Below are 11,125 nucleotides of genomic sequence, written 5' to 3' on the forward strand. Positions count from 1 at the left end.
CCGGGGTCGAGCACGTGCTGGCGCATCTCGTCGCATCGTCGGCTCGATCCCTGGACAAGTGCGGCTGGAAATCCTGCATCGCATTTCCGCTCGCATGTTCGCGAGCTAGGCTGCTCCGGATCGCGCCCGCGCTTACCTTTGGCCACTGCAGCCACGCTGCCAGGATGCGAGGCGACAGGCTGAGATCGAAGGCAACGTTTCCCCCCTCCAGGCACCCAACGTCATCCCATGCGCATCCCCATTTCCCGACCGCAGCAGGTCCGCTCCAAGAGCGTAACCCCGCAAGCCGAAGGCACGACGGGCGGCCTGCCCTCCATCGTCAGCCGGGCCCAGGTGCGCGAAGGCGCGCCGATCGGCCCCGGCCACCTGCGCCGCGCCGCGCCATTGAAGGCGCTGGGACCGCGGCAAAATATTGCAGGCGTCCAGGCCCGCCTCGACCAACGTGGGCGGGAAGCCCGCTACCCCGACGTTCTCCACCGGGCCGAGATGCCGCCGGCGTCCAAGCTCGACGGCGTGGTGGGCATGGCCAAGATGGCGAACTTCGTCTACTTCCGCGACCCGGAAAAGCTGCCAGGCGACTTCAAGCCGGCGGAGGACCTGATGTCCCTCCTCGCGACCGAGCTGAACTTGCCGACGGGCAACCAGTTGTCGCCTGACAAGAAGATGGCCGGCACCGTGGCCGATCCGAAGTCCGGCCTCGTGGCGAGCATCCTGGTGGACCACACGGCCAAGCGCGTCGTCCTCGCGTTCGGGGGCACGACGGCGGGCGAGGTGCCTGGCGGCGCCTCGCAACGCGTGGTAGGCGACGCCAGCATGGGCGGGCCCCAGTGGCTGGCCAACGGGGAAGCCGGCCTGGGCGTCGAGCCCGAGAGCTACAAGCAGGCCGCGACACTGGCTCAGGAGTTGCAATTGGCCATGACGAACGGCCACTCGGGCGCGAAATACCATGACTACGATCTCTCGCTCACGGGCCACTCCAAAGGAGGCGGGGAAGCGTCGTACGCGGCCATCATGATGGAAAAACCCGTCAAGGCCACCGTCTTCTCACCGGCTCCGCTCAGCGACGGGCTGTTGGACAAGGCCCGGGAAGAAAACGTCAAGCGCCTGCCGGACCTGGTGGAATCCTTTTCCGTCAAGGGCGATCCGGTGCCGGAACTGGGCGACCCGGACAAGCTCTCCAACAAGGCCCTCAAGATGCTGGGCTTGCCGCACCCGCGCTCGGTGGGCACTGCTCACGTCTTCGAACCCGATCCCCACCTGGAGATCTCCGACCCCGTGGACCGTGTGTGGCCGATGTTCCTGCACGACCTGTTCCTGCCGCAGCTAGAAAGCCATCAGCGGCAAGGCCTCGTCCAGGAGCAGGCCGCCCAGGGCGCCGCCTGATCGAGCCAGCTCGGTCCACCGATCTGCGAGCAGCTCGTCACGCGAGGAGTGTCTCGACGCGAGGCCCGAATCGCGGTGATCTGGAACACTATTGCCTGCCGCGCGCGGCTGGATCCACTCAGCAGTGGTACCCCGCGAGCGTCATCGGTACGTCGTCCGGCAGGCTGTCGAAGAACGCCGCCTCGTCGCCGGGTCCGGGTGCGTCGCTGTCGAACAGCCGATGGCGAGGCGCGTGCGGCCCGCGATCAAGTTCGATGGTTGCTGCGGCAGGGGTAGCAACACGCGAGGCTCGGCCCCGACCGCGCATTGCCTCGGCCGACTGCCGCCCTGAAACGATTCAGCATTCTGCGGACAGCAGGGCCTCCGCCATGGAGGGCAACTCTTCGGCCGCCTCGCCGGCGGTGGCAAATCGCGCCAAGCGCTCCAGCGCCGGTCGTGGTCGGTCAGGCAGGAGTAGCAAAACGCAAGGAGAGGTGGCCGGCACCACCCTCTTAGAGAAAATACCGTCGCGTGTACCGACACCGCTCGACCACCGTCTTCCTTGAGATTTGTGTCGTCGAGCGCAGTGATGCGGAGGGGGGCGAACCTGCCGAACATCGCAGTCTGCATCAACCGATCGGTCTCGTGCCGCGACAGGCTGGATAACCGCTGCAGCCCCAGAACTCACCGCCGGCATTCGCGCCACGCTTCGCGGTCCGCCTGACCATCGGCTTGGTGCAAACCGGGCAGTTTGACGCCTGACTCGGCGCGGCATTGGGCGTCACAGCTGGGGCTGCCGCAGGCCGTGAAGTTGAGCGATTGACTGCGGCCTTGGCATCTCGAAGGAGCCCTCGAAGCTTCACTGGTCTCGCCGGTCTTCCTGAGAACAAGATCCACACCACCATCCGCACCGCCGCCGCCAGTTTCGGCAACTTGGTAGCCCTGCAACCGGAAGCCTTCACCGACCAACATCTCGAATTCGCGCCAGCTCATGCCATCCAAGGCATCGCTCGCCTCGCATTGCATCACATCGATGACGAGGTTCTTTCGCTCCTTGCGCCGCCAGGCCGACATGCCCGCCCCAGCCAGGCAGAGAGCGGGCAGCACGTACTGGCCAATGCTGGCCAACGTCTTCCAAAGGGTTTGGGTGACCATCGCGCTCATTTGTCCAGGCTGGGCTGTGGGGACAACCGCCTGGGATGCAACGCCATGAAGCAGCAAGTAGCTGATCACCCCCAACGTCACCCCCGCCCACCACGGCAGCATCGCAACGAGGTCCATGATGTCCTCAGCAGGACTCGTCTTCTTGCGTCTCGCCATCCCTGCTCTCCCCTTGTTGTTTTTGATGTTGTATCAGACGCCGATCAGGTCGGGCATCCCTCGGCACATCAGGCACTGAAGACAGCTATGCCAGCGTGAGCAGCCGTTCGCTCAACAAGCGCGCCCCTCCGAGTTCACTGTCCGTTCTGCTCTTCTCGACGGGCCGACTAACGCCGTTTCTTTCCAGTGGCTTCCTGCGACCGCAGCGCACCGACTACCAACGAAAAAGCCGGCGATGGCTGTCGGCGGCTTGGATAGTAGAGGTAGTAGCCCTCGAATGGCGCGCACCAGTCATCCAGCACGCGAATGAGCCGCCCTTCCCCGATGTGGGGCGCGAACTCTTCTTCTGGAAGGAAGGCGATGCCCAGACCTTCCAGCGCGGCTTGAGCAATGTGTGGCGTGCTGTTGAGAGTGATCTGCCCCTCGACGCGAACATTGACCTGCTTGCCCCGACGCTCGAATTCCCAGACGTACAGGCCCCCATGCGTGGGGAAGCGCATGTTGATGCAGCTGTGCTTCGTCAGGTCTTGCGGAGTCTTCGGCTTTGGATGCGCCGCCCAATAGCCCGGCGCAGCGACAGCGGCCATGCGCAGCTTGGGGCCGATCGGGACCGCGATCATGTCTTTGTCGATGGTGTCACCTAGTCGAACGCCTGCATCGAATCGATCGGCCACGATGTCGCGGAACCCGTAGTTCACATCGAACTCCACCTTGACGTCCGGCAGCTGCTGCAGCAGAGGCGCAATCTTCGGCAACAGGGTCGTTCTGAGCACGTGGTCGCCACAGGTGATGCGCACGGTACCGGCGGGCTTGTCGCGCAGCTCGGACAACTCGTCCAGCTCCGCTTCGATCTCGTCGAAGCGATGCCCGATGGCCTTGAGCAAGCGGTCTCCGGCGGTGGTAGGCGAAACGCTGCGCGTCGTGCGGGTGAGCAGACGGATTTCCAGCCGAGCTTCGAGCCCACTGATGGCCTGGCTCAGGGCCGACTGCGTGACGCCCAGCAGTGCGGCCGCGCGGGTGAAGCTACCTTCTCGCGCGACCGTCACGAAGGAGAGGAGATCGTTGAGATTGCGTCTGACCATGAGCCTCAGTTTCCCACGACGTTTGATTAGCCTGACTAATATCCTCTTTAAGCATTGATTAGCTAGTCGCCAGCGCCCATACGCAGGAAGATTTGCCACATGCCGATGGAGTGCTCTGCCAAGGGTCGATGCCCTGCACTGAACTCCGTCGACCAGATACCTCAGGAAAGGCAATTCACCATGAACAGTTTCAACGAACCCAGCACACCGAAAGCCGACGCAAATGTTGCCAACACAAGTCGTCGCAACTTGCTCCAGATGACCGGCGCAGGGATCACCGCATTGAGCGTGGGCGCTGTCTCCGCCACACCCGCGCTTGGCCAGGCGCGCGTGAAACTCACTGACAAGTGGGACAAGACCTTCTCCAAGAGCGCCAAGGTCGAACACAAGAAGGTGACGTTCAAGAACCGTTATGGGATTCTTCTGGTCGCGGATCTGTACCAGCCGAAGAGTGCTCGCGGCAAGTTGCCTGCGATCGTGATCGGAGGCCCGTTCGGCGCCGTCAAGGAGCAATCGTCCGGGCTCTACGCGCAGACGATGGCGGAGCGTGGCTTTGTCACGTTGGCGTTCGACCCGTCGTACACCGGCGAGAGCGGCGGCGAGCCGCGCAACATCGCCTCGCCAGACATCAACACCGAGGATTTCAGCGCGGCCGTCGACTTTCTGGGCCTGCAATCAACCGTCGATCGTGAGCAGATCGGCGTCATTGGCATATGCGGCTTTGGTGGCATGGCTCTGAATGCCGTGGCCGTGGACAAGCGCGTCAAGGCCGTCGTGGCCACCACCATGTACGACATGACGCGCGTCATGTCGAAGGGCTACAACGACAGCGTGACCCTCGAGCAGCGCACGCAGATGCTGGAGCAATTGAGCCGCCAGCGTTGGAAGGATGCCGAAAAGGGAGCCCCGGCTTACCAGCCGCGATACAACGATCTGAAGGGTGGCGAAGCGCAGTTCCTGGTCGACTACCACGACTACTACAGGACGCCGCGAGGGTTCCATCCGCGGGCAGTCAACTCGGGAAACTCCTGGACGCAGACCACGCCGCTGTCGTTCATGAACATGCCGCTGCTGACCTACATCGCGGAGATTTCGCCGCGCCCTGTCCTGCTCATCCATGGCGAAAAGGCCCACTCCCGGTACTTCAGCGAAACCGCCTATGCAGCTGCGGCGCAGCCGAAGGAACTCATGATCATTGCGGGCGCCAGCCACACCGACCTGTACGACAGGGTGGACGTGATCCCGTTCGACAGGATGGCGGCTTTCTTCAAGCAGCACTTGGCATCAGCATGACAGCTCAACCCAAAGCCGGAGATCGGCCGGCCTACTGGAGCGGCATCTTCGCCATGTCACTGTGCGTGTTCGCGCTCGTGGCCTCCGAATTCATGCCCGTCAGTCTGCTGACGCCGATCGCCGACGATCTACGGATCACCGAAGGAACCGCCGGCCGGGGCATCGCGATCTCCGGCGCCTTCGCGGTGCTGACGAGCCTGTCGATCTCGTCTCTGGCCGGCACCATGGACCGCAAGAACCTCCTGCTGGTGCTGGCGGTCCTGATGGGAATCTCCGGCGCCATCGTGGCGCTGGCGCCGAACTACCTGGTGTACATGGCCGGCCGCGCGCTCATCGGCGTGGTGATTGGCGGGTTCTGGTCCATGTCCGCCGCCATGGCGATGCGTCTGGTGCCCTTCGATCAGGTGCCCAAGGCTTTGGCCATCTTCAACGGCGGCAATGCCTTGGCTACCGTGATCGCCGCACCACTGGGAAGCTACCTCGGCGCTGTCATCGGTTGGCGTGGCGCCTTCTTCGCACTGGTCCCCGTGGCGTTGGTCGCTTTGGCATGGCAATGGATTGCCTTGCCGCCCCTGAAGACCGAAGCGCGCGCATCGGGCTCGGGCAACGCGTTCAAGGTTCTGAAGAGCCGCACGGTCGCCTATGGCATGGCCGGGTGCGGGGCGTTCTTCATGGGCCAATTCGCGCTGTTCACCTATCTGCGTCCCTTCCTCGAAACGGTTACACACGTCAGCGTGTCCGCGCTTTCGCTGCTGCTGCTGGTGATCGGCGTGGCGGGCTTCGTCGGCACCGCGGTCATCGGCAAGATCCTCACGCGGGGCCTGTACGGCCCGCTCATCGCCATTCCAATCCTCATGGCGGTGATCGCCGTGGCGATGATTCCGCTCGGCGCCAGGATCGCTCCGGTGGCTGTGCTCCTCGGCTTGTGGGGCCTGATGGCCACGGCCACGCCCGTAGGCTGGTGGAACTGGATCGCGCAGGCCATGCCGCACGACGCCGAGGCCGGTGGTGGACTGATGGTCGCTGTCATCCAGTTTGCTATCGCCCTGGGTTCGACCGTCGGCGGCATGCTGTTCGACGCGAACGGGTATCGCAGTACCTTTGCGGCGAGCGCGGTCGTGCTGCTGATCGGTGCCTTCCTGACGTTTCAGACCTCGCGCGCGCAAGCGCAAAAAGTCGCCTAAGCCGTTCGCACCAAGGAGCATCCACGATGACGTTTGAAAGCTTCTTCGAGCGTGCCTTCGCCGAGTTCAGCCCGGCGATCCGACGCCAGCGGTGGCACGCACAGGTCGTACAGCGGCTCGGCCTGCCGTTGCTCCTCCTTGCGATAGGCGGCGTCCACGCAGTCCACGCGGCCGGCCCTGCGGGGCCCGGTCGTGGCACGCCAGATGCCGCACAGAAACCCAAGAGATCGGAGGAATCGCCCATGTGGATGACCGTTGGTAACCGTCGGTTCGCGATCACCATGGCCGACACAGAGGCCGCTCGCGCGTTTGCCTCCCTGTTGCCGCTGACGCTGGACATGGAAGAACTGAACGGCAACGAGAAGAAGAAGGAACTGCCGAACGCGCTGCCTACCAATGCAAGTCGGCCCGGCACGATCCGCAACGGCGATCTCTTGCTTTGGGGATCGCGCACCGTCGTCATCTTCTATCTGACCTTCGAATCACCGTACTCATACACCCGACTTGGCCGCGTGGACGATCCTGCCGGCTTGTCTCAAGCGCTCGGGCAGCGCGATGTACGGGTGGTCTTTTCCAAGAACTAACTCGTGTGCCTCTTTAGCGCTTCAACCGTGGAAATGCCGATGACCCACTCAATATCGACGATCGCCGCCATCGTGCTAATGGCCGCCAGCGCGCACGCGCAAACACCCGCGACGCAGCAGATCACGCGCGCCGGCAGTCTTCCATCCGTCGCGGGCCCGAACGAGACTTTCACGGGACGCGTGCGCGTCGACCCGGTTTGGGCGGCCGACGACCACCTCAACGCCTCCGGGGCGATCGTCACCTTCGAGCCTGGCGCCCGTTCGGCATGGCACACACACCCGAACGGACAACGCCTGGTCGTCGTCTCGGGCGTTGGCCTCACGCAGGAGTGGGGCAAGCCGGTGCAGGTGATCCGCCCGGGCGACGTCGTGGCCTGCCCGCCCGGCGTCAAGCACTGGCACGGCGCAGCACCCACCACCGCGATGAGCCATCTGGCCGTGACCGCCACGGCCGACGGCAGGAACGTGACCTGGATGGAAAAGGTGAGCGATGAGCAATACACCGCGCGCTGAGCCGATGCGCCGCCGCACCGTGCTGGCGGCCGCTATCAGCCTGGGCGCGACCGCCGGCTGTGCCCAGACCTTGCAACAGGAGCGCCCAACCATGACGACATCCGCACTGCCGCTTCGGCAGCACACGATYGCGCCTATCGGCGCCGCTGCGGCCATCGGCGACATACCGTTGCTGACGCAGGCTCTCAACGACGGCCTTGACGCCGGGTTGAGCGTCAGCGACGCGAGGGAGATCCTGGTCCAGCTCTACGCCTACGCGGGCTTCCCGCGCAGCCTCAATGCGCTGGGCGCGCTGATGACGGTGCTCGACGCACGCCGCCAGCGCGGCATGCAAGACACGGCGGGCCGCGAGCCTGGGCCAGTGCCCACCGGCAAGGAGTTGCTGGCCCTGGGCACTGCCAACCAAACGAAGCTCTCGGGAGCGCCGGTCAAAGGCGTGCTCTTCGACTTCGCGCCCGCAATCGACGAGTACCTGAAGACGCATCTGTTCGGCGACATCTTCGGACGCGACAACCTCGACTGGCAGAGCCGCGAGCTCGCCACAGTCGGGGCCCTGTCGGCGTTGGCGGGTGTGGAGTCCCAGCTGCAGGCTCATGTGCGCATCAGCCTGAACGTCGGCCTGACCTTGCCGCACCTGCGCAGCGCGGCTGACGCCCTGGGCGAACGAGGGCCTGCCGGTGCGGCGCAGCGCCTGCGCGCCGCGCTCGACCAGGCGAAGCCGGGCTGACGCCATCCGGCATACGGGTTGCCCGCCTCAACTTTGATTGGAGAACAGACGATGGCCAACTTCACCTTGAACGGCACACCGGTCACCGCCGAAGCCTCTGCCGACATGCCTCTGCTGTGGGTGCTGCGCGATGTGGTCGGCAGCACCGGCACAAAATTCGGCTGCGGCATCGGCGCATGCGGCGCCTGCACCGTGCACCTCGACGGCCAGCCGGTTCGCGCGTGCCTCACGCCGCTGTCGGCCGCCGAGGGCAAACAGGTTGCCACCATCGAGGCGATGGAGCGCGATGCCGTGGGGCAGCGTGTACAGGAGGCGTGGCGTCAGATCGACGTCGTGCAGTGCGGCTACTGCCAGTCCGGGCAGATCATGTCGGCCGTGGCGCTCCTCAAGGCGAAACCCAAACCGTCTGACGAAGACATCGACGGCGCGATGGCCGGCAACATCTGCCGCTGCGGTACCTACTCCCGCATCCGCATCGCAATCAAGAAGGCCGCGGGGAGCCTGACATGAGCACGCTCTCCCGCCGCCATTTCATCGTCACCGGCGCGGCCGCCAGCGGCGGGCTGCTGGTGAGCTTCTCGCTCACGGGCTGCGAGCGCCATGCGCGCGACCAGAAGCCGCCCGAATCGGCCGTCGGTGCCGCCACCACACAGAGCTCGCAGCAGGCGCCGGACCTCGAGCCCAACGCATTCATCCGCATCGCGCGTGACGGCACGGTCAGCTTCGTGGTGCACAAGGTCGAGATGGGCCAGGGCACCTTCACCTCGATCCCGATGCTGATTGCGGAAGAACTCGACGTCGACCTGCAACAGGTGCGGCTCGTGCAGGCACCACCCGACAACGGCCGCTATGCCGACCCGTTGCTGGGTGGGCAGGTGACGGGCGGCTCCACCTCCATCCGCGGCGCGTGGGAACCGCTGAGGCAGGCCGGTGCCACGGCACGCGCGGTGCTCGTGCAGGCCGCAGCCGACCAGTGGAAGGTCGACGCGAGAGAATGCCAGACCACCGCCGGCGCGGTGACGCACACGCCCTCCGGCCGCTCGCTGCACTACGGCGAGCTGGTGGACGCCGCCGCCAAGCTCCAGGCGCCGGCCGACGTGCCCTTGCGCAAGCCCAACGACTTCCGCCTCATCGGCAAGCCCACGCACCGGCTCGACTCGGCGGAGAAGGTCAACGGGCGGGCGAAGTTCGGCATCGACACGCGGCTGCCCAACATGCTGGTGGCGACCGTCGCGGCCTCGCCCGTCGTGGGCGGCAAGCTGGCCAATGTTGACGAGGCGAAGGCCAAGGCCGTGCCCGGCGTGCGCCACGTGCTGCGGCTCGACAACGCCGTCGCCGTGGTCGGCGACCACATGTGGGCTGCCAAGCAGGGCCTGGCCGCCGCCGCACCGACCTGGCAGGACGGCAGCAACGCCAGTGCGACGCTCGCGACCATCGTGAAGGAGATGGAGGCCGCCTCCCTGAAGGCGGGTGCCGTCGCTCGCAACGACGGCGACGCCACCGCCAAGGTCCGCGGCGCCAAGAAGCGCCTTGAAGTGGTGTACCAGATGCCCTTCCTCGCGCACGCGACCATGGAGCCTATGAACTGCACCATCGACCTGAAGGCCGACCAGTGCGACGTCTACGTCGGCACGCAGGTGCCGGTTTTCGCGCAGGCGGCGGTCGCCAAGGTGACCGGGCTCGCGCCTGAGAAGGTACGGGTGCACAACCACTACATCGGCGGCGGCTTCGGGCGGAGGCTCGAGGTCGACTTCATTGTGCAGGCCGCGCAGTTCGCCAAGCAGATGCCGGCACCTGCACCGATCAAGATCGTGTGGACGCGCGAGGAAGACGTTCAGCACGACATGTACCGCCCGTACTACCTCGACCGGCTCGCCGCGGCGCTGGACGACAAGGGCGTGCCAACCGCGTGGTCGCACCGCATCACAGGCTCGTCCATCATGGCCCGGTTCGCGCGGGCGGCGGTGAAGGATGACCTCGACAGCGACGCGATCGAAGGCGCGAAGGACATGCCCTACGGCATCCCCGACGTCCGCGTCGAGTACGTGCGGCACGAGCCGCCCCTGGCCACCGCGTTCTGGCGCGGCGTCGGGGCCACGCACAACATCTGGGTGGTCGAGAGCTTCATCGACGAGCTCGCCGTCGCGGGCAAGTTCGACCCGGTGTCCTACCGCATGAAGCTGCTCGACAAGTCACCGCGGCACCAGGCGGTGCTCAAGCTCGCCGCCGACCGCGCCGGCTGGGGCCAGCCGCTGCAGGCGCGCCCCGGGCGGAAGACCGGGCGCGGCGTCGCGGTGCAGTTCGCCTTCGGCAGCTACATGGCGCAGGTGGCCGAGGTGTCGGTGGGCAACGAGGGCGACGTGCAGGTGCACCGCATCGTCTGCGCCGTCGACTGCGGCCAGGTGGTGAACCCCGACACGGTGAACGCGCAGATCGAAAGCGGCATCGTATTCGGGCTCGGCGCCGGGCTGTGGCAGGAGATCACGCTCGACAAGGGCCGCGTGGCGCAAAACAACTTCAGCGATTTCCGCGTGATGCGCATCAACGAGATGCCGCAGGTAGAGGTGTTCATCGTGCCGAGCGCCGACAAAACCGGGCGGCATCGGCGAGCCGGGCACGGCATGCGCGACACCGGCGCTGACCAATGCCGTCTTCGCCGCAACGGGCAAGCGCCTGCGGCGGCTGCCAATCGGCGACCAGCTCAAACGCGCTTGAACATTCCCGTCAACGAAAGAGCGTGAAGGTCGCAATCAGTCTGAAGCCGACGACGGCTATGCCGCGATAGTCTCCACTCGCGCCCCGTGGTCCAGTGCCTGCAGCTGGGCATGAGCTGCCTTCGGCGAACGACTGCTGTGTGCTGACCTCTAGTCTTACTGTGTCACTAAAATCGTGGCACGATACGTACCTCTTCATTCTTCAGATGAGGAACGATGGGTGCGAGCGAACGGTTTGACGAGTACATGGAGCACCTGGCGCAAGGTCTGGGGCATTCGGACCGCCATGCGGGGCTCAAGGGGTATTGCACCGGGCTGATGCTGCCGCTGTCGCGCAAGAGCGTGG

Annotated in this window: 11 protein-coding genes; 8 read left to right on the top strand and 3 right to left on the bottom strand. The window is 65.4% G+C overall.

The features are described from left to right. The first annotated feature begins 228 nt into the window (after positions 1–228). Positions 229–1,383: a Tle-like phospholipase domain-containing protein gene (locus ACXJLU_RS14485; protein WP_457332003.1), complete on the top strand. Its 1,155-nt coding sequence runs from the start codon at positions 229–231 to the stop codon at positions 1,381–1,383. 608 nt (positions 1,384–1,991) lie between these two features. On the opposite strand, the gene ACXJLU_RS14490 is transcribed toward ACXJLU_RS14485, so the two are convergent. The 3 genes from ACXJLU_RS14490 to ACXJLU_RS14500 form a co-directional block, all read right to left on the bottom strand. After that, entirely contained in the window at positions 1,992–2,090 is a 99-nt protein-coding gene (locus tag ACXJLU_RS14490) for a hypothetical protein (RefSeq protein WP_457332005.1), read from the bottom strand. Next, positions 2,047–2,682, bottom strand: a complete 636-nt coding sequence (locus tag ACXJLU_RS14495) for a restriction endonuclease (RefSeq protein ID WP_457332007.1) — start codon at positions 2,680–2,682, stop codon at positions 2,047–2,049. Before ACXJLU_RS14495 ends, ACXJLU_RS14490 begins: the two co-directional genes overlap by 44 nt. A 167-nt stretch (positions 2,683–2,849) precedes the next feature. Continuing rightward, the gene (locus ACXJLU_RS14500; RefSeq protein WP_457332009.1) at positions 2,850–3,764 is read right to left on the bottom strand and encodes a LysR family transcriptional regulator; all 915 of its coding nucleotides are present in this window, start codon (positions 3,762–3,764) and stop codon (positions 2,850–2,852) included. 180 nt (positions 3,765–3,944) lie between these two features. Here ACXJLU_RS14500 and ACXJLU_RS14505 point away from each other — a divergent pair, with 180 nt between their 5' ends. From ACXJLU_RS14505 to ACXJLU_RS14535, 7 genes are all read left to right on the top strand, one after another. Next, positions 3,945–5,057: an alpha/beta hydrolase gene (locus ACXJLU_RS14505; RefSeq protein ID WP_457332011.1), complete on the top strand. Its 1,113-nt coding sequence runs from the start codon at positions 3,945–3,947 to the stop codon at positions 5,055–5,057. Next, the gene (locus ACXJLU_RS14510; RefSeq protein ID WP_457332013.1) at positions 5,054–6,241 is read left to right on the top strand and encodes an MFS transporter; all 1,188 of its coding nucleotides are present in this window, start codon (positions 5,054–5,056) and stop codon (positions 6,239–6,241) included. The genes ACXJLU_RS14505 and ACXJLU_RS14510 overlap by 4 nt, the downstream gene beginning before the upstream one ends. Positions 6,242–6,267: 26 nt before the next feature. Then, on the top strand, positions 6,268–6,825 hold the full coding sequence (locus ACXJLU_RS14515; protein ID WP_457332015.1) for a cyclophilin-like fold protein: 558 nt from the start codon (positions 6,268–6,270) through the stop codon (positions 6,823–6,825). Between the two features lie 78 nt (positions 6,826–6,903). Then, a complete protein-coding gene (locus tag ACXJLU_RS14520; RefSeq protein WP_457332027.1) occupies positions 6,904–7,338 on the top strand; it encodes a (R)-mandelonitrile lyase in 435 nt (144 codons plus the stop codon). After that, positions 7,316–8,065: a carboxymuconolactone decarboxylase family protein gene (locus ACXJLU_RS14525; RefSeq protein ID WP_457332017.1), complete on the top strand. Its 750-nt coding sequence runs from the start codon at positions 7,316–7,318 to the stop codon at positions 8,063–8,065. The genes ACXJLU_RS14520 and ACXJLU_RS14525 overlap by 23 nt, the downstream gene beginning before the upstream one ends. Positions 8,066–8,116: 51 nt before the next feature. Then, positions 8,117–8,575 carry a (2Fe-2S)-binding protein gene (locus ACXJLU_RS14530; RefSeq protein ID WP_457332019.1) on the top strand — a complete coding sequence of 153 codons (459 nt, stop codon included), beginning with the start codon at positions 8,117–8,119 and terminating at the stop codon, positions 8,573–8,575. Next, positions 8,572–10,806 carry a xanthine dehydrogenase family protein molybdopterin-binding subunit gene (locus ACXJLU_RS14535; RefSeq protein ID WP_457332021.1) on the top strand — a complete coding sequence of 745 codons (2,235 nt, stop codon included), beginning with the start codon at positions 8,572–8,574 and terminating at the stop codon, positions 10,804–10,806. The genes ACXJLU_RS14530 and ACXJLU_RS14535 overlap by 4 nt, the downstream gene beginning before the upstream one ends. The last annotated feature ends 319 nt before the right edge of the window (positions 10,807–11,125 follow it).

Source organism: Rhizobacter sp. P5_C2 (genome assembly GCF_054049715.1).

Bases quoted from the DNA above. Each gene is read 5' to 3' on its own strand.
- ACXJLU_RS14535 (WP_457332021.1), top strand. From the start codon at position 8,572: ATGAGCACGCTCTCCCGCCGCCATTTCATCGTCACCGGCGCGGCCGCC.
- ACXJLU_RS14520 (WP_457332027.1), top strand. From the start codon at position 6,904: ATGGCCGCCAGCGCGCACGCGCAAACACCCGCGACGCAGCAGATCACG.
- ACXJLU_RS14510 (WP_457332013.1), top strand. From the start codon at position 5,054: ATGACAGCTCAACCCAAAGCCGGAGATCGGCCGGCCTACTGGAGCGGC.
- ACXJLU_RS14490 (WP_457332005.1), bottom strand. From the start codon at position 2,090: ATGGTCAGGCGGACCGCGAAGCGTGGCGCGAATGCCGGCGGTGAGTTC.
- ACXJLU_RS14515 (WP_457332015.1), top strand. From the start codon at position 6,268: ATGACGTTTGAAAGCTTCTTCGAGCGTGCCTTCGCCGAGTTCAGCCCG.
- ACXJLU_RS14505 (WP_457332011.1), top strand. From the start codon at position 3,945: ATGAACAGTTTCAACGAACCCAGCACACCGAAAGCCGACGCAAATGTT.
- ACXJLU_RS14485 (WP_457332003.1), top strand. From the start codon at position 229: ATGCGCATCCCCATTTCCCGACCGCAGCAGGTCCGCTCCAAGAGCGTA.
- ACXJLU_RS14530 (WP_457332019.1), top strand. From the start codon at position 8,117: ATGGCCAACTTCACCTTGAACGGCACACCGGTCACCGCCGAAGCCTCT.
- ACXJLU_RS14500 (WP_457332009.1), bottom strand. From the start codon at position 3,764: ATGGTCAGACGCAATCTCAACGATCTCCTCTCCTTCGTGACGGTCGCG.
- ACXJLU_RS14495 (WP_457332007.1), bottom strand. From the start codon at position 2,682: ATGGCGAGACGCAAGAAGACGAGTCCTGCTGAGGACATCATGGACCTC.